The organism is Aeromonas sp. ZOR0001, from assembly GCF_000801015.1.
Classification (GTDB): domain Bacteria; phylum Pseudomonadota; class Gammaproteobacteria; order Enterobacterales; family Aeromonadaceae; genus Aeromonas; species Aeromonas veronii.
This window is the reverse complement of record NZ_JRJY01000120.1, coordinates 14,736-33,031: the sequence shown is the minus strand read 5'-3', so window position 1 is coordinate 33,031 and position 18,296 is coordinate 14,736. Positions and strand designations below refer to the sequence as shown.

Annotated in this window: 15 protein-coding genes; 12 read left to right on the top strand and 3 right to left on the bottom strand. The window is 61.5% G+C overall.

Annotation, left to right across the window (positions count from 1 at the left end; all coding sequences use genetic code 11):
* Window positions 1–176 precede the first annotated feature (176 nt).
* From gltB to L972_RS15705, 4 genes are all read left to right on the top strand, one after another.
* On the top strand, window positions 177–4,634 hold the full coding sequence (gene gltB / locus L972_RS15720) for a glutamate synthase large subunit (protein ID WP_047439412.1): 4,458 nt from the start codon (window positions 177–179) through the stop codon (window positions 4,632–4,634).
* A 12-nt stretch (window positions 4,635–4,646) separates the two neighbouring features.
* A complete protein-coding gene (locus L972_RS15715; RefSeq protein WP_047439410.1) occupies window positions 4,647–6,062 on the top strand; it encodes an FAD-dependent oxidoreductase in 1,416 nt (471 codons plus the stop codon).
* Between the two features lie 341 nt (window positions 6,063–6,403).
* Window positions 6,404–7,699: a DEAD/DEAH box helicase gene (locus L972_RS15710; RefSeq protein WP_047439408.1), complete on the top strand. Its 1,296-nt coding sequence runs from the start codon at window positions 6,404–6,406 to the stop codon at window positions 7,697–7,699.
* Between the two features lie 98 nt (window positions 7,700–7,797).
* Window positions 7,798–8,448: a DUF2913 family protein gene (locus L972_RS15705; protein ID WP_047439406.1), complete on the top strand. Its 651-nt coding sequence runs from the start codon at window positions 7,798–7,800 to the stop codon at window positions 8,446–8,448.
* Between the two features lie 94 nt (window positions 8,449–8,542).
* Here L972_RS15705 and L972_RS15700 read toward each other — a convergent pair whose 3' ends face one another.
* The 3 genes from L972_RS15700 to L972_RS15690 all read right to left on the bottom strand — a co-directional run bounded on the left by L972_RS15700 (window position 8,543) and on the right by L972_RS15690 (window position 11,403).
* Window positions 8,543–8,782 (bottom strand): FeoC-like transcriptional regulator, encoded by a 240-nt coding sequence (locus L972_RS15700; protein WP_047439403.1) that lies wholly within the window; start codon window positions 8,780–8,782, stop codon window positions 8,543–8,545.
* Window positions 8,779–11,049 carry a Fe(2+) transporter permease subunit FeoB gene (gene feoB, locus L972_RS15695; RefSeq protein ID WP_047439401.1) on the bottom strand — a complete coding sequence of 757 codons (2,271 nt, stop codon included), beginning with the start codon at window positions 11,047–11,049 and terminating at the stop codon, window positions 8,779–8,781. The genes L972_RS15700 and feoB overlap by 4 nt, the downstream gene beginning before the upstream one ends.
* 126 nt (window positions 11,050–11,175) lie before the next feature.
* Window positions 11,176–11,403 carry a FeoA family protein gene (locus L972_RS15690; RefSeq protein WP_005337384.1) on the bottom strand — a complete coding sequence of 76 codons (228 nt, stop codon included), beginning with the start codon at window positions 11,401–11,403 and terminating at the stop codon, window positions 11,176–11,178.
* 119 nt (window positions 11,404–11,522) lie between these two features.
* On the opposite strand from L972_RS15690, the gene L972_RS15685 reads away from it, so the two are divergent.
* The 8 genes from L972_RS15685 to L972_RS15650 all read left to right on the top strand — a co-directional run bounded on the left by L972_RS15685 (window position 11,523) and on the right by L972_RS15650 (window position 17,873).
* Window positions 11,523–11,852 (top strand): translation initiation factor, encoded by a 330-nt coding sequence (locus tag L972_RS15685; RefSeq protein ID WP_047439400.1) that lies wholly within the window; start codon window positions 11,523–11,525, stop codon window positions 11,850–11,852.
* A 259-nt stretch (window positions 11,853–12,111) separates the two neighbouring features.
* The gene (locus L972_RS15680) at window positions 12,112–12,669 is read left to right on the top strand and encodes a TMEM165/GDT1 family protein (protein ID WP_005337386.1); all 558 of its coding nucleotides are present in this window, start codon (window positions 12,112–12,114) and stop codon (window positions 12,667–12,669) included.
* 163 nt (window positions 12,670–12,832) lie between these two features.
* Window positions 12,833–13,771 (top strand): DUF2157 domain-containing protein, encoded by a 939-nt coding sequence (locus L972_RS15675; RefSeq protein ID WP_047439398.1) that lies wholly within the window; start codon window positions 12,833–12,835, stop codon window positions 13,769–13,771.
* The gene (locus L972_RS15670) at window positions 13,764–14,768 is read left to right on the top strand and encodes a DUF4401 domain-containing protein (protein ID WP_047439397.1); all 1,005 of its coding nucleotides are present in this window, start codon (window positions 13,764–13,766) and stop codon (window positions 14,766–14,768) included. Before L972_RS15675 ends, L972_RS15670 begins: the two co-directional genes overlap by 8 nt.
* Window positions 14,765–15,283 carry a GDYXXLXY domain-containing protein gene (locus L972_RS15665; protein WP_047439395.1) on the top strand — a complete coding sequence of 173 codons (519 nt, stop codon included), beginning with the start codon at window positions 14,765–14,767 and terminating at the stop codon, window positions 15,281–15,283. Before L972_RS15670 ends, L972_RS15665 begins: the two co-directional genes overlap by 4 nt.
* 71 nt (window positions 15,284–15,354) lie before the next feature.
* Complete coding sequence (locus tag L972_RS15660; protein ID WP_047439393.1) at window positions 15,355–16,101, top strand: substrate-binding periplasmic protein; 747 nt, start codon at window positions 15,355–15,357, stop codon at window positions 16,099–16,101.
* Window positions 16,102–16,231: 130 nt separating this feature from the next.
* Window positions 16,232–16,978 carry a substrate-binding periplasmic protein gene (locus tag L972_RS15655; protein ID WP_047439391.1) on the top strand — a complete coding sequence of 249 codons (747 nt, stop codon included), beginning with the start codon at window positions 16,232–16,234 and terminating at the stop codon, window positions 16,976–16,978.
* A gap of 139 nt (window positions 16,979–17,117) precedes the next feature.
* Window positions 17,118–17,873: a substrate-binding periplasmic protein gene (locus L972_RS15650; RefSeq protein ID WP_047439390.1), complete on the top strand. Its 756-nt coding sequence runs from the start codon at window positions 17,118–17,120 to the stop codon at window positions 17,871–17,873.
* Window positions 17,874–18,296 lie beyond the last annotated feature (423 nt).

Below are 18,296 nucleotides of genomic sequence, written 5' to 3'. Positions count from 1 at the left end.
ACTTTGTTATGCAAATGTAACTGGGACAACAAACCTGACCTGCGATTGACCTCGTCCGAAAATCCCATTAGTTTGGAGATTCGCCACGTCAGGCAGACGGAACCACAAGAGCCAGTCGCAATTTATGCAGTCAGACGATAACTGTGCGATGCAAGGCCGAGCAAGGGAGAAATGCAATGTCACTATATGATCCAAAGCTGGAGAGGGATAACTGTGGCTTCGGCCTGTTGGCCCACATGGAAGGGGAAGCCAGCCACAAGCTTGTCCGTCTCGCGATGTCAGCATTGGCTCGCATGCAGCACCGCGGCGGGATCTCCGCCGATGGCAAGACCGGCGACGGTTGCGGCCTGTTGCTGCAAAAACCCGACAGCTTCTTCAGAGCTGTCGCCGAGGAGAAGGGATGGCACCTTGGCCGCAACTATGCGGTCGGCATGCTGTTTCTCAACCCTGACCCCGTATTGGCCCAGGCAACTCGCGACATCATCGACGAGGAGCTGGAAAAAGAGACCCTGAGTCTGGTCGGCTGGCGCAAGGTGCCTGTCGATACCAACGTACTGGGTACCATTGCCAAAGCCTCCCTGCCCAGCATTGAACAGGTCTTTGTCAACGCCCCGCCCGGCTGGGTCGACAAGGATCTCGAGCGCCGCCTCTATATCGTGCGTCGCCGCATCGAAAAGCGCGTCAACGACGACTACTTCTATGTGGTCAGCCTCTCCAACCTGGTCACCGTCTATAAAGGGCTGTGCATGCCGGTGGACTTGCCGCGCTTCTATCTGGATCTCGCCGACATCCGTATGCAGGCGGCCATCTGCGTCTTCCACCAGCGTTTCTCCACCAACACCAGCCCGCGCTGGCCGCTGGCCCAGCCGTTCCGCTATCTGGCCCACAACGGCGAGATCAACACCATCGCCGGCAACCGCCAGTGGGCCAAGGCACGCAGCTACAAGTTTGCGACGCCGCTGATCCCCGATTTGCAGGAAGCGGCTCCCTTTGTCAACACCACCGGCTCTGACTCCTCCAGCCTCGACAACATGCTGGATCTCTTCCTCGCCGGTGGCATGGACCTGTTCCGCGCCATGCGCCTGTTGATCCCGCCAGCATGGCAAAAGCACCCGAACATGGATGACGACCTGCGCGCCTTCTACGACTTCAACTCCATGCACATGGAGCCGTGGGATGGCCCGGCCGGTATCGTCATGACCGATGGCCGCTACGCCACCTGCGCGCTTGACAGAAACGGCCTGCGTCCGGCCCGCTACGTCATCACCAAGGACAAGTTCATCACCCTCGCCTCCGAAGTTGGCACCTGGGACTACACCCCGGACGAAGTACTGGAGAAGGGCCGGGTCGGCCCGGGCGAGCTGTTCGTGGTCGATACCAGCAACGGCAAGGTGTGGACCAGCTTCGAGATCGATGACGATCTCAAGAGCCGCCACACCTACAAACAGTGGATGGACAAACATTGCCGCCGGCTGGTTCCCTTCGAGCAGATGGACGACAGCCAGACCGGTAGCCGCGAGTTCTCCGATGAGCAGCTGAAAACCTATCAGAAGCTGTTTGGCTACTCCTTCGAGGAGCTGGACCAGATCATCCGGGTTCTCGGTGAAAATGGTCAGGAAGCGGTGGGCTCCATGGGGGATGACACCCCGATGGCAGTGCTCTCTTCCAGCGCTCGCACCCTTTATGACTACTTCCGCCAGATGTTTGCGCAGGTGACCAACCCGCCCATCGATCCGCTGCGGGAGAATCACGTGATGTCGCTCGCCACCTGTATCGGTCGCGAGCAGAACGTCTTCAACGAGACCTTCGGCCACGCCCACCGGGTGCTGTTCCAGTCACCGATCCTGCTCTACTCCGACTTCCACCAGCTGCTGGCACTGGAGGGAGAGTACTACCGGCACAAGGTGATCAGCCTCAACTTCAAGCCCGAAGAGGGACTGGAGGCCGCCATCCTGCGCATCTGCGAGGAGGCCAAGGCTGCCGCCAGGAGCGGTACCGTGCTGCTGGTGCTGTCGGATCGCGACATCAGCATCGATACCCTACCCATCCCGGCCGCCATGGCGGTGGGTGCGGTGCAGCGTACTCTGGTGGACAACAACCTGCGCTGTGACGCCAACATTCTGGTGGAGACCGCGAGCGTGCGCGATCCGCACCACTTCTCGGTGTTGCTGGGCTTTGGCGCGACCGCCATCTACCCCTATCTGGCCTACGAAACCCTGGCCAAACAGGTTGAAGAGGGGGTGCTCGCCATGCCCCTGCGCCAGGCGATGGTCAACTACCGCAACGGCATCAACAAGGGGCTCTACAAGGTGATGTCCAAGATGGGCATCAGCACGGTCGCCAGCTACCGCTGCTCCCAACTGTTTGAAGCAGTCGGTCTGGCCAAAGCCGTGGTCGAGACCTGTTTCCGTGGCGTGTCGAGCCGTATTCAGGGCGCCGACTTTGCAGACATCCAGCAGGATCAGCTCAAGCTGGCCCGTCAGGCCTGGCTGGCCCGCAAGCCCCTCGCCCACGGCGGCCTGCTCAAGTTCGTCCACGGCGGCGAGTACCACACCTACAACCCGGATGTGGTGCAGACCCTGCAAACCGCGGTGCGCTCCGGCAACTATGCCGATTACAAGGAGTACGCCCATCTGGTCAACGAACGCCCGGTCTCTACCTTGCGTGACCTGTTGGCCCTGAAGAAGGTCGACAATCCGGTCGCACTGGATCAGGTTGAGCCGGCCGACAAGCTGTTCCCCCGCTTTGACTCCGCCGCCATGTCCATCGGCGCCCTCGGCCCTGAGGCCCACGAGGCGCTGGCTGTCGCCATGAACCGCCTTGGCGGTCAGAGCAACTCCGGTGAAGGGGGCGAGGATCCCAAGCGCTTCGGGACCGAGAAGAACTCCCGCATCAAGCAGGTGGCTTCCGGTCGCTTTGGCGTCACCCCTCACTACCTGATGAACGCCGATGTGGTGCAGATCAAGGTGGCGCAGGGGGCCAAGCCCGGCGAGGGTGGCCAGCTGCCCGGTGACAAGGTCACCGCGCAGATCGCCCAGCTGCGTTATTCCGTGCCTGGCGTGACCCTGATTTCACCGCCGCCGCACCACGACATCTACTCCATCGAGGATCTGGCCCAGCTCATCTTCGACATCAAGCAGATCAACCCGAGCTGTCTGGTGTCGGTGAAACTGGTCTCCGAGCCGGGCGTTGGCACCATCGCCTGCGGCGTGGCCAAGGCCTATGCCGACTTCATCACCATCTCCGGTTATGACGGCGGCACCGGCGCGAGCCCCCTCACCTCGGTCAAATATGCCGGCTCCCCGTGGGAGCTGGGTCTGGCCGAGACCCAACAGGCGCTGGTCGCCAACGGTCTGCGCCACAAGGTGCGGCTGCAGGTGGATGGTGGCCTCAAGACCGGTCTGGACATCATCAAGGCGGCCATCCTCGGCGCCGAGAGCTTCGGTTTTGGCACCGGCCCCATGGTGGCGCTCGGTTGCAAATACCTGCGTATTTGCCACCTGAACAACTGCGCCACCGGCGTAGCCACTCAGGATGAGAAGCTGCGTCGCGAGCACTTCACCGGCCTGCCGGAGATGGTGATGAACTACTTCAAGTTCATCGCCGAAGAGACCCGCGAGCTGATGGCTCAGCTCGGCGTCACCCAGCTGACCGACCTGATTGGCCGCACCGACCTGCTGGAAGCCCTGCCCGGCCTCACCGCCCGTCAGGCCAAGCTGGATCTCTCCGGCATTCTGGCCCGCCCGGTGGCGCCGGCAGGCTCCAGCCTGTTCAGCCAGCAGCACAACCCCACCTTCGACAAGGGACCGCTCAACCTGAAAATGGTGGAAGATCTGCTGGAAGCGGTCGAGACCGCCAGCGGCGGCGAGTTCCGCTACGACATTCGCAACACCGACCGCTCGGTGGGTGCGCGTCTGTCCGGCGAAATCGTCAAGCGGCACGGCAACCAGGGTATGGCTGCGGATCCGGTCAAGGTGCACTTCAACGGCACCGCAGGCCAGAGCTTCGGCGTCTGGAACGCTGGCGGCCTTGAGATGATCCTCACCGGTGACGCCAACGACTATGTGGGCAAGGGGATGACCGGCGGCAAGCTGGTGATCAAGCCCCATGTCGGCGTGGCGTTCAAATCCCACGAAGCAGCCATCATCGGCAACACCTGCCTCTACGGCGCTACCGGCGGCAAACTCTACGCCGCAGGCACTGCTGGCGAGCGTTTCGCGGTGCGCAACTCAGGTGCCCTGGCGGTAGTCGAGGGAATTGGCGACAACGGTTGTGAATACATGACCGGCGGCATCGTCACCGTACTGGGTCAGACCGGCGTCAACTTCGCGGCGGGCATGACCGGCGGCTTTGCCTACGTGCTCGACGAGTGCGGCAACTTCGCCAAGCGCACTAACCCCGAGCTGGTGGAACTGCTGGACGTGGCGGATCTCGCCATCCATCAGGAGCACCTGCGCGGCATCATCACGGCGCACCTCAATGAGACCGGCAGCTCGCGCGCCGAGGAGATCCTGGCCAACTTCGACTCCTATGTGCCCAAGTTCAGGCTGATCAAACCCAAGTCCAGCGACGTGAAATCGCTGCTGGGTCACACCAGCCGTTCCAGTGCAGAACTCAGAATCCAGGCGCAATAAGGAGGGAACCCTATGAGCCAGAACGTATTTCAGTTTATCGATGTCCAGCGGGTCGACCCGCCCAAGAAACCGCTCAAGATCCGCAAGATCCAGTTTGTGGAGATCTACGAGTCTTTCAACAAGCCTCAGGTCGAGATGCAGGCAGATCGCTGCCTCGAGTGCGGCAACCCCTATTGCGAGTGGAAGTGTCCGGTCCACAACTACATCCCCAACTGGCTGAAACTGGCCAAAGAGGGGCGCATTCTGGAGGCGGTGGAGCTCTCCCACCAGACCAACAGCCTGCCGGAAGTGTGTGGTCGGGTCTGCCCGCAGGATCGTCTGTGCGAGGGCTCCTGCACCCTCAACGATCGCTTCGGCGCGGTGACCATCGGCAACATCGAAAAGTACATTACCGACAAGGCGTTCGAGATGGGCTGGAAGCCCGATCTCTCGAACGTGGTCAAGACCGGCAAGCGGGTCGCCGTCATTGGTGCCGGCCCGGCGGGGCTGGCCTGTGCCGACGTGCTGGCACGCAATGGCGTCACCCCGGTAGTGTTTGACAAGTATCCGGAGATCGGTGGCCTGCTCACCTTCGGCATCCCCTCCTTCAAGCTGGAAAAAGAGGTGATGCAGCGTCGCCGCGAGATCTTCCAGGGAATGGGCGTGGAGTTTCGTCTCGAGACCGAAGTTGGCAAGGACATCACCTTTGCCGACCTGCTCGGCGAGTTCGATGCGATCTTCCTCGGGGTCGGCACCTACAAGTACATGAAGGGCGGCTTTGCCAACGAAGAGGCGCCGGGCGTCTATGACGCCCTACCCTACCTCATCGCCAACGCCAACCGCTTGCTGGGGTTCGAGAAGGCGCAAGCCGACTACATCGACTTCGCCGGCAAACAGGTGGTGGTGCTGGGCGGTGGTGATACCGCCATGGACTGCGTGCGTACCGCCATCCGTCAGGGAGCCGCCAAGGTGATCTGCGCCTATCGCCGCGACGAGGAGAACATGCCGGGCTCCAAGCGGGAGGTGAAAAACGCCCGCGAGGAGGGGGTTGAGTTCATGTTCAACCTGCAACCGGTGGCGGTCGAGCTGGATGCCAGCGGTCGCACCGTCGGCATCAAGGTGGTGAGCACCGAGCTGGGTGAACCCGATGCCAATGGCCGCCGCAATCCGGTGGTTATCGAGGGCTCCGAGCAGGTGCTGGCCGCCGATGCGGTGGTAATGGCGTTTGGCTTCCAGCCCAACCCCCAACCCTGGATGGCGGAGTTCGGCATCGAGCTCGACAACCGGGATCGCATCAAGGCGCGCGAGCAAGCGGAATATGCCTTCCAGACCAGCAACCCCAAGGTGTTTGCCGGTGGCGATGCGGTACGTGGCTCCGATCTGGTGGTCACCGCCATCTACGAAGGACGCAAAGCGGCCGAAGGGATCATGGACTATCTGGCGGTCTGATCCGACCGGCCAAGGCCATGATGCGCTTTCACAATCAGCCCCGCCAATGCGGGGCTGATTTTCTATGCACGCTCACCAGCCGCTCATACGCTCCCAACATCGGTGCAGAGAACTGCTGCAGTGGCGTGCGATGGCTGCGACACAGAGCAGCCGCTACGCGAAAAACTCCAACCATTTGAGGCAGAATTTGTGACGTCTATCTGTTACACTTCGCGCCCGCCATTTTCCGGCTCACTCTCTGACTTGATGTCAGGCGCAGCCGTCGGTGGTTACAACCTCCGTCTCGCTCATGCCGAGCTAACCAAGCCAAACACAGCCCAGCTGGAACACAGGAACCCATTATGAGATTTGAATCGTTCGATTTTGCCCCCGAGATTTTGCGTGCTGTCTCAGATTGCGGTTATCAGGAGATGACCCCTGTGCAGCAACAGGCGATCCCGGCCATTCGCCGTGGCCGCGATGTGCTGGCCAGCGCCCAGACCGGTACCGGCAAGACCGCCGCCTTCGCCCTGCCCATCTTGCAGCGTCTGGTAGACAATCCGGCACCGGCCCAACCTTCCAACGCCCGGGTGCTGATCCTGACCCCGACCCGCGAGCTGGCGGCTCAGGTGGCGAGCAACATCAATGACTTCGCCAAATATCTCGATATCACCACCATCACCATCGTCGGCGGTGGCAAGCAGGACGTGCAGGCCAAGAAGCTCAAAGCGGGCGCCCACATCATTGTGGCCACCCCGGGCCGTCTGCTGGAGCACCTCACCGCCTGCAACCTCAGCCTCTCCGGCGTCGAGTGTCTGGTGCTGGATGAAGCGGATCGCATCCTCGACATGGGCTTCAGCGCCGATGTGCAGAAGATCCTGCAAGCGGTCAACAAGACCCGTCAGAACCTGCTGTTCTCCGCCACCTTCTCCGAAGGGGTGAAGAAACTGGCCAACCTGATGCTGGACAGACCGCAGATCGTCAGCGTCAACAAGCAGAACTCCACTGCCGACACCGTCAGTCACACCGTCTATCCGGTCGAGCAAAAGCGCAAACGCGAGCTGCTCTCCGAGCTGATTGGCAAGCAGAACTGGCAGCAGGTGCTGGTGTTTGCCAGTACCCGCGAGAGCTGTGATGTGCTGGTCGAGGAGCTGAACCTCGACGGCATCAAGTCCGCCGTGGTCCATGGCGAGAAGGCCCAGGGCAACCGTCGCCGCGCCCTGCGCGAATTCATGGAAGGCAAGGTACGGGTACTGGTCGCCACCGAAGTGGCCGCCCGTGGTCTGGACATTCCGGATCTGGAATACGTGGTCAACTATGATCTGCCGTTCCTGGCGGAAGATTACGTGCACCGCATCGGCCGTACCGGTCGTGCCGGCAAGCGCGGCATGGCCATCTCCTTCGTCAGCCGTGAAGAGGAGCGCACCCTGCTGGAGATCGAGGCCCTGATCGGCCAGAAGATCCGCCGCATCATGGTGCCGGGCTACGAAGTGAGCAGCCGTGACGAGCTGATCAAGCAGTTGCAGGAGCGTCGTCGCTTCGGCAAGCGCCCGCAGCGTGAAGATAACGCCGTGGCCCAGGTGATGGCCGAAGCCAAGCTGCAGGGTCAGCGCCTCAAGCGCCTGGCCGCCGCCAAGAAGCCCCGTCAGCCGAAATAAGGCGGGCAGTTGCTCTATTGAACCGCAAAGGCGCCACTGGCGCCTTTGCCATCTCTGTCATCGGTGTTGACCGCTGGTGGTCAACTCAAGGATTGCTTATGACCTCTCCGACCTACAATCAGGCCCTGTTCGAGATGGCCACCCAGAGCCTGGCCGAACTGGCCCGCACCGCCGAGCAAAAGGCGGGCAAGCGCACTCCGGCGCAAGAGAGCCACTTTCTCTGCACCTGGATGGCCGACTCCCTCAAGGAGAAGCGCTTCTCTCGTCTGGTGATGGAAGATTTGAAAGCTTGGGTGCAGCTTGGCCGTACCCTGGGTGCGGGTGCCGATCTCAAGGGGCTACTGGAGCGCATCGCTTTTCAGTACCAGTGTGCCATGACCAATCCGCAGCAGCTGGGAGCCAAGCTGGCGGCGCTGCTGGAGGAGCTGGCAGCGGCAGGCTGGCTGGTGCTGACCGAGAGTGAGGTGAATGCCAAGCTGCGCCTGCAATCGGGCGGTCAGGCGAGTCTGGTGGTAAGCCACAGCGAGTATGCAGGCCATATCGAGGGCGGTGAGCTGGTCAAGCCCCTCACCCTCTACGTGCGCGGTGACGAGAAGGTATTGGCCGAGGCAGCCTTCAAGCACGGTCTGCTGCTGAGCCAGGGCAACAAGAAAACCACCCTGGTCAAACACCACAAGGCCTACCGGCTGATGCCGGACAACGCCCAACCGGCGCTGGCACTGCTGAGCGAGGCTCGCCAGAGCGCCTGATCCCGCCTGTTTTCAGCAATAAAAACGGCAGACCCTTGTGCAGGATCTGCCGTTTTTTATTGTTCGATGTTTGGTGATGAGGTTTGGTGGTCGTTTAGCGGATCTTGAACCCAATCTGGCCCGGGGCACACCACTCGAACATCACCTCCTCGCTCTTGCCGCAGCAGCTGCCGCCACAGACCCGGCTCTCGCGCTTGATGACCCGCCCCTTGCGCATCCAGACGCCGAGCATGGCCTCCACCGCATCTTCCGAGGTGTGGAAGTGGCGAGCCAGCTCGCGCCGGCTCACCTTCTGCTGCGCGGCGAGGTAATCCCCCAGCTCGCGCAGGATCATAATGTCACCACCTTGCGGGCGACGATGTCACCGTGACGGCGACCGGCCCACCAGAGCAGCAGCAGGGAGAGGCCGTAGCTCGCTACCCAGAACAGGCTCTGCTCGGGGTGAGCGGCGAAGGTGGCCAGCTGATAGAAGACGGTGGCGCACATAAAGGCCATGTAGTTGCACCAAGCGGCGGTAAAGAGCGCCCACTGGCGGCCGGTCTCGCGCACCAGGGCACCCATGGCGGCGGCGCAGGGCATGTAGAGCAGCACGAACAAGAGGTAGGCAAACGCACCGGCCGCACCGTCGAAGTGGGTCTGCATGTTGCCGTAGGTGGAAACATCTACCTCCTGCTCCTCGGCAGCCGCCTTCTGGTCGTCGAGATTGCCCACCGCAAGGCCCATGGGGTCGGTCGGGTTGATCTCGGCCAGATTGGTCGCTACGGCATCCACCGCTTCGTGGAAGCTGGCGACAAGGGAGAACTCGCCTTTCTCTTCCTCTGCGCCACCACCGGCGTAGAGGCTGTTGAGGGTTCCGACCACCGCCTCTTTGGCGAAGATACCGGTGACGATGCCGACCGTGGCCTGCCAGTTGTCATCGCGTACACCGATGGGGTGCAGCACCGGGGTCACCGCCTGGCTGATTTTGCTCAGGACCGAGCTCTCCTGCTCCTGATGGCCAAAGCTGCCATCGGTCCCCAGGGAGTTGAGCACGCTCAGCACGGCGACCACCAGCACGATGGTTTTACCGGCGCCAAAGACGAAGGATTTGAGCTTCTGCCAGGTCTTGATGGCAACGTTGACCGGACGCGGCCACTCGTAATCCGGCATCTCCATCAGCATGGAGTCGCTCTTGCCCGGCAGCAGGGTGCTGCGCAGCAACAGGCCGGTGAGCACCGCCACCAGAATGCCGATGAGGTAGAGACCGAACACCAGGTTCTGGCCTGATTCAGGGAAGAAGGCCACCGCAAACAGGGCGTAAACCGGCAGACGGGCACCGCACGACATGAAGGGGGCCATGGCGGAGGTCATCAGCCGCTCCCGCTCGGAGTTGAGGGTACGGGTCGCCATCACTGAGGGGACGGTACAGCCAAAGCCCATCAGCATCGGCACGAACGCCTTGCCCGGCAGGCCGAGGCGGCGCATCAGGGCATCCACCACGAAGGCGGCACGGGCCAGATAGCCGGAGCTCTCCAGCACCGCGAGGAACAGATAGAGGCAGCCAATCACCGGAATAAAGGTGGCGACGGTCTGCAAGCCGACACCAAAGCCATCAGCCAGAATGGCGCCCAGCCATTCTGGGGCATTGACCAGCCCCAGCAGGTGGTGCACCCCATCGACAAACAGGGCGCCGCCCATGATGTCGAAGAAGTCGATAAAGGCGCTGCCGACGTTGATGGCAAACAGGAACATCAGGTACATGACAAACAGGAAGAAGGGGATGCCAATCCAGCGATTGAGCAGCACCCGATCCAGCCACTCGCTCTGGGCCTCGGTGAGCTTACCCTTCTGCTGACGCGCCTGTTGTACCCACTGGTGGATATGGCCGTAGCGAATATCCGCCAGCTGCAGGTCGATATCCTGTCCCTGATGGGCGCGAGCCACTACATTGGCGGCGGCCGCCTGCTGACCGGGCAGCAAGGTCTCCTGCATCACCGCATCCTCTTCCAGCAGGCGCAGGGCGCGGCCACGGGTAGTAAGATGATGCGGGGCTAGCAGGGTCTCCAGCTCCGCCAGATCGGTTTCAAGCGCGTGGCCGTAATCGAGCTGCAAGGCGGCTTGCGGCTGACCGATAAACTGCCGGATCTGCTGCTTGAAGGCGGCAACCTGCTTGCTGTTGTGGGCAGAGAGGGCCACTACAGGGCAACCGAGGGATTTGCCGAGCTTGCTCTCGTCGATGACGATGCGGCGCTTTTGCAGGATATCCAGCTTGTTGAGCACCACCACCATGGGCAGGCCCAGTTCGCGCAGTTGCAGCGTGAGGTAGAGGGAGCGCTCCAGATTGGCGGCGTCGATGACGTTGAGCAGCAGGTCGGGTTGTTGGCCCTGGGCAAAGCGGCTGGCGATCTGCTCGTCCAGACTGCCATCCTGACTGGCCAGGCTATAGATGCCGGGCAGATCCATCAGCTTGAAGTGATGCTCACCCGCGCTGAACTCACCCATCTTCTTATCGACGGTGACACCACTCCAGTTGCCTACCTGCTGGCGAGCGCCGGTCAGGGCGTTGAACAGGGAGGTCTTGCCGCTATTGGGGTTACCTACCGTTACCAGGGAATAATTCATACCAGCTCTACCTCTATTTTCTTCTGAACCCGCCGCGCGTGTGGCAAGCCGCTTTGCAGGTTCGACTTCTTGTCTCTGAACCGCTCCCGGTGACTTTCTTGACCGGAGCGGTAGCCGAACAGGGGGTTATACCGGCTCGACTTCTATTTGCTGGGCCAGGCTCTTTTGCATGGAGAGACAGATCCCCTGGCACTGGATCTGGAGCGGGTCCCCCAGGGGGGCGGAGCGCAGATAGATGACTTCAGTCTGGGGCAACAGGCCCATCACCATCAGTTTGCGGCGCAGCGGCCGGGCGAGCTGATTCATATTCTTGATGCGAGCACTCTGTCCCGGTGACAACTGCGTGAGTACCATGACTGACTCCTGAAGTTAAACAATAATAATTCGCTTTTACTTGGGGCATTATAAGCTGTGTCTTCAACTTTTATTTGAGTAAAATCAAACTCCGCTTAGCTAACCCATAAAGTATTGCCATGAGTCACGACAACAACAGCCGCCTCGTTTACAGCACAGATGGCGGCATGATCAAGGAGCAGAGCGCTCCCCAATCCGCCTCCCCCTTCCCCACCGACGGCACCGTGCGCATTCGCCGCGAGACCAAGGGGCGCAAGGGTGCCGGGGTGATCACCATTCATGGCGTACCCGCCGATCAGCAAAAATCCCTGGCCACCCTGCTCAAGAAAAAGTGCGGCACCGGAGGCGGTATCAAGGAAGGGATAATCGAGATCCAGGGGGATAAACGGGACCTGATCAAAACCGAGCTGGAGAAAGCCGGTTTCAGCGTCAAGCTGGTGGGTGGCTGATCCCCTTGTCACTCATGCGGTTTTTCCCTAGAATGCCCGCTCCCATCGAGGGGGAGTAGTCTCGCACGCCGGTGCCATCCATTGCATGAATACCGGTTTGCGACCCTGATCAACATACTTGGTGCCAAATCACCATGGTCAGGGTGATCCATGCCAGCCATGGATTTGACAAGACCTTTGACGGGCCAGTGCCAATACCGGGGACGGATGGCGCAGGCTTGTCTTTGGTTTATAACAATTCCGTCCCCCGGTCATTTTTATGGAAGCCTTGTTAACCTCAACCCTCAGCGTCGCTATTGCCGAAATCGGCGATAAAACCCAGCTGTTGGCGTTGCTGCTCATCTGCCGTTTTCGCAAGCCCTGGCCCATCATCGCCGGCATGCTGGCGGCTACCCTGCTCAACCATGCGGGCGCTGCCTGGATTGGCGAGTTCATCAGTCGCTGGCTCGATCCCAAGATAATGACCTGGCTGGTCGCCATCGCCTTTATCGCCATGGCTATCTGGATTTTGGTGCCGGACAAGATGGATGACGAGGAGAGCTCGCTGGATAAATACGGCCCCTTTATGGCCACCTTCGTACTCTTCTTCATCGCCGAGATCGGCGACAAGACCCAGATCGCCACCGTGCTACTGGCCGCCAAGTATGACTCGCTGGTGCAGGTCATTACCGGTACCACCCTCGGCATGATGCTGGCCAACGTGCCTGTGGTGCTGATCGGCAAGCTGGGGGCAGACAAGCTGCCGCTCAAGGGGATCCGCATCGCCTGCGCCATCCTCTTCGTCGGCCTTGGGGTGAGCACTCTGATCTTTGCCTGATCGCCTTTTCCGCTGCTCAAGCCCTCCCCTGTGGAGGGCTTTTTGTTTACTGCTGTGTCTATTGCGTAATCCACTGTCGCAACCACCAGCCGCAGAGCCAAGGGGCAGTGCACGGTTGCGGGTGCCTCATGCCATAATGGGGCAAACCTCGTGGAGTCCCCCCATGCACAACATATCAAGAGAGACGCTTCTCGAATGGGTCAAACAGGGACGGCTGGCGCCAGAGAAGCTGGCGGACGCCCTGACCCTCGCCGATCTTCCCCCCCATCCGGCGCGCTGGCAGTGGCTGTTTGACCGGCTGCTGCTGTGGCTCGGTGCCCTCTGTATCGGGGCTGGCCTCATCTTCTTCGTCGCCTTCAACTGGCAAGAGCTGGGCCGGGTCTCCCGCCTCGCCCTGCTGGAGGCACCGCTGCTAGCCATGCTGCTTCTGCTGTGGCGCAAACCGCTGGGGGATACCCCCCGTCAGGCGCTGCTGCTCGCTATCGCCCTCAATATCGGCGCCCTGCTGGCGCTGGTGGGTCAAACCTACCAGACCGGCGCCGATCCCTGGCAGCTGTTCGCCACCTGGGCGCTGATGCTGGTGCCGCTGGCGACATTTGGCCAAAGTCCCCTGCTCTGGACCTTGAGCTGGCTGCTCGGCCAGCTGGCGCTGGTACTCTACTGGCGGCTCGGTTTGTTCACGTTCTTCTTTACCTTCGATGAAGAGGGATTGGGCTGGTGCCTTACCCTGCTCAACGTCGCCCTCTGGGGTCTGCTTCTGCTGGCACCAAACCGCTGGCGCCTGATGCCAAGCTGGCTGGCGGGCCTTGCTGCCGGTCTGGGGGCCACCCTGCTCACCCTGCTGGCGCTGTTTGATGCCGCCTCTGCGCTGGTGTGGCCGCTCTGGCTTGGCTGGCTCGCCACCGCCTATGCCCTGTGGCACCACAGATTTATCGCCGGACTCGCCATGGGGTGCCTCAGTCTGATTGCCGTCATCCTCGCGGCGCTGGGCAAGTGGATGGAGCCCGACATCAACGGCTTCTTGCTGCTGAGCCTGATTGCCATCGGCCTTTCGGTCACCGCCGCCCGCTGGCTGCAACAACAACGGAGGTCTCATGAGTGATCTGACCCTTTGGCAAGCACTGCAACAGGCCAATCTGGTGGAAGGGGATCAGCCCCGTGATACCCAGCCCCAGTGGTCGAGCCGCTTTCTGCTGGGGCTGGTGGGCTGGATTGCCGCCCTGTTCCTGCTCTTTTTCCTGTTTCTCACCTTCGAGCAGCTGACCCGCGAGGCCAATAGTGCCCTGCTGCTGGGGGCCGTGCTGTTGGCGGGGGCCTACGCCCTCAATCGCAGCCAGCGCGGCGATCTCTGGGATCAGTTCGTGCTGGCCCTCACCCTGGCGGCCGATGCCTGGCTGCTCTATGGTCTGCTCGATCAGCTGGACCTTCATCACGCCCTGCTCTGGTTTGGGTTGTGCCTGCTGTCGCTCGCCATCGCCGTGCTGTTCGATCACTGGCTGGTGCGGCTGTTTCACAGCGTGGCGGCGGCCCTGCTGCTCACCCTTGGCCTTGCCTGCCTCGGGCTGCAACTGCTGGCCCTGCCGCTGGTGATGGCGGCCATCACCTTCTGCTGGCTGCGGGCAGACCATGACCCCGCCCGCCACCAGCTCTACCACTCCATCACGCTGGGGCTGGCCCTCTCCCTGCTGGTGCTGGGTCGTCTGCACCACCCGTTGTGGGATGGCGGCAGCAGCGTGCTGGACGAACTGGGGCTGTCTCGCCTGCCGCTCTGGCTCAATCCGCTGATCTGCGCCGCCCTGCTGCTGGCGGTGATGGTGAAACTGAGGCTCCCCCTGCTGTTTGGCCTGCCGCTGGTGCTGATCAGTGCCATCATCCCCGGCATGGGGGCGGGCGCACTGGTACTGATCCTCGGATTTTATGCCGGCAGTCTGGGGCTGATGACCCTCTCGGCCCTGCTGCTGCTCGGCTATGGCTCGCTCTATTACTACGATCTGGGGCTCACCCTGATGACCAAATCCTGGCTGCTGCTGGGCTCCGGCATCCTGCTGCTGGTGGCCCGCCAGCTGCTCACCACCTTTGCGGCAAGGAGCGACTCATGAAACCCGCCACCCGACAACTCGCCCTGTTGCTGAGCGGCCTCGCCATCCTGGCAGGCATCAATGCCACCGTCTGGCGCTATGAGCACGCCATGAGCAGCGGCGAAGTGGTGCTGCTGCGGCTCGCTCCGGTCGATCCCCGCTCCCTGATGCAGGGGGATTACATGCGGCTCAACTATGAAATTGCCCGCGAGCTGACCAGCCGCGACGCCAGAGCTACTCAAAACAAGGGCAGCGACCCCCTGGTGATCCGCCTCGATGCCCATCAGGTGGCCACACTAGTGGCCGATGGCAAACCGGATCGGCTCGCCAGCGATGAGCGACTATTGCAGGTGCACCAGAGCGAGCGGCAGTGGCAGATCGGCCCCGATGCCTACTTCTTTGAAGAGGGCACGGGGGAACAGTACGAAGCGGCCCGCTACGGCGAGTTCCGGCTGCAAGCGGATGGCAAGACCCTGCTGGTGGGGCTGCGGGATGAGGCCTACCAGCCTATCGGGCAGATCCGCGCCCGCTGGTAACTGCAGTGAGTGGCTATTTACTCTGTTCATGGTCACACTCAAGGGAAGGTTGATCGCTAAGGATGTTCCCTATGAGGATATGGCTGATCTGTCATCTGTTGCTGCTCTGCTGGGCCTCGACGGCCCGGGCTGATCTGGGCAAGCTCGAGTACCTCACCGAAGAGTACCCCCCCTACAACTACAGCGATCCGCAAGGCCAGCCCACCGGCCTTGCGGTCGATCTGCTGCAGATGATCTGGCAACACAGCGGCGTGACACCCCAGCCGGTGCGCATCCTGCCCTGGGCGCGAGGTTATTACTTGCTAACCCAGAAGCCCAACGTGGTGCTCTTCTCCACCGCCCGCACCCAGGCACGGGAAGACCTCTTCAAGTGGGTCTGCCCCATCGGCTACTCGGAGTACATACTGCTGGGCCGCAAAGCGCAGAACATCACCCTGACCGCCTTCGATCAGATGAGCCAATACAAGATCAGCGCGGTGCGCTCGGATGCCGCCGAGCAGCTGCTGCTCAACAACGGCATGGATGACAACAACATCATCCCGGCCAACCGCCTGTCGCAGGGATTGAAGATGCTGCTCTCCGGCCGCGCCGACCTGCTGGCCACCAGCAAGCTGGCGGGATATGACGCCATTCGCGAACTGAAGCTGAGCAGCGACGACTTCAACGTGGCCATGGTGCTGAGCGCCGAGCAGCTCTGCTACGCCTTTAGCCGTCAGGTGCCCGACAGCGAGATCACCCTCTTTCAGCAGGGCCTGACCCGCGCCCTCGCCTCGGAGGAGTTTCGCAAATTGCAGGCCAAATACCTGCCGGTGCGCTGAGTACTCACTCACCCGATGGGCAGCGGTTCGCTGCCCATTTTATTGATGAAAGATGCAATAGAGGTGGCTAGCTATTCCCGCCGCAAGCAGTCAAACTGGGCTACATAGTTGATTGCGAAGGATCTTTCCCGTGCGGACATGGCACCTACCTCATCTGCTGCTGCTCTTGTGGGCCACCTTCGCGCAGGCCGATCCGGGCAAGCTCGAGTATCTGAGCGAAATCTCTCCCCCGTTTAATTTCAGCGACCAGCAAGGGATGCCGACCGGATTGTCGGTGGAGCTGATGCAGCTTATCTGGAAAGCGCGCGGCGTGTCGCCCCAGCCCATCCGCATTCTGCCGTGGGCCCGGGGCTACAACCTGCTGCAACAACAACCCAATGTGGTGCTGTTTGCCACCGCCCGCACCCCGCAGCGGGAGGCGCTTTTCAAGTGGGCCTGCCCCATCGATCACTCGGAGTTTGTGCTGCTGGGGCGCAAGGCGGACAACATCACCCTCGGCTCGGAGGCCGAGATCAGCCGCTACAAGGTCGGCGTGGTGCGCTCCACCGTCTCCAAACAGCTGCTGCTCGAACGCGGTATCGATGAGCGCCAGCTGATGCTGGCCAATCGCCTCACCCAGGCGGCCAAAATGCTCACCTCAGGTCGCGCCGATCTCTTTGCGACCAACAAGCTGGCGGGCTATCAAACCCTGCAACAACTGGGCTTCAAGCCGGATGACTTTCATGTCGCCTTCGTGCTGGATGCCAGACCGCTCTGCTACGCCTTCAGCCGTCAGGTGCCCGACAGCGAGGTCGCCCTCTTTCAGCAGGCGCTGACCCAGGTCGTCGCCTCGGCGGATTTCTCGGCCCTGCAAGCCAAATACCTGCCGCTGCGCTAACGCCCAGATCGCCGCCGACATAGGGCGCAAGATGGCGGCATGCGCCCGCGCTTTTTTGCCAAACATGCTCCGTCGCCTTGGCGAAATCGGCCAGCTTGGTCACACTTGAGCAGATATTCCCTTGATCAGGATGGCAAAAATGAAACCATGGATTGGATTGGCCGGGGCGCTGCTGGCCACCCTCGCACAGGCGAGTCCTGAGCTTGGCAAACTGCACTACATCACCGAAGAGTACAAACCCTACAACTACGCCGATGCCAGCGGCACCCCCACCGGCCTCGCGGTCGAGCTGCTGCAACTGGTGTGGAAAAAGACCAACACGCCGGCGCAACCCATCACCATCATGCCGTGGGCGCGCGGTTACTACCTGCTGACCCAAAAGCCCAATGCGGTGCTCTTCTCCACCGCCCGCACCCAGGCACGGGACCCCCTGTTCAAGTGGGCCTGTCCCGTCGGCTATATCGAAGTCGTGCTGGTAGGGTTGGCCCAGCGCAATATCACCATCACCAAGCTCGACGATGCCAAGGCGTTCAATATCGGGGCGGTGCGGGCCGATGTGGGAGAGCAACTGCTGCTCAACAACGGCTTTGACGAGACCAGGCTGATGACTGCCAATCGGCTATCACAGGCGCTGAAGATGCTCACCTCCGGCCGGGTTGATCTGCTGTCAACCCACAAGACCACCATGGAGATGCTGGTCGCAGAGCAAAAGATCGACCCAGCCAGCTTCAAGGAGCAGTGGGTGCTGAGCTCCGAGCAGCTCTGCTTCGCCTTCAGCCATCCGGTGAGCGACGAGCTGGTCAAGGAGTTCCAGACCGGCTTGACCCAGGTGCTGGCGAGCAGCGAATACCCGTTGCTGCACAGCAAATACTTCCCTGCCCCCGCCACCAAATAGCGGCGCGGCGTCGAGCGCCAACAACAAGGGGCCCACCGCGGGCCCCTTCGCTTTTTTCCGTTTGCGCTCCCCTCTTTTTACCGTTTGCACTCCCCTCGCGGCGTCACCCCACCGCCCTGCCAGCTCCAAGCCCCGACAATCATCAACTAATCGCTAATTAATAAAAGTTTGTGCCAGCGCAAAAAATCACTCTTTTCTGATAGTTAGCTCATCAAAACCATAGATGAGACCACTCTGGCTCCGTAATATGGCGATGGGCGTCTGTTGACCCCTTTTCCGAGATCAATGGTCAACGGCGCAATCTGGCAGCGACAGTCAGGGGCGGTAGCGACTTTAGCGGAGACCAGCCGGTCTCCCGCGCCTGCGCCAAGGTAACTGTCCCCTCTCCCCTTGCGGGAGAGGGCTAGGGTGAGGGGTCGGTAA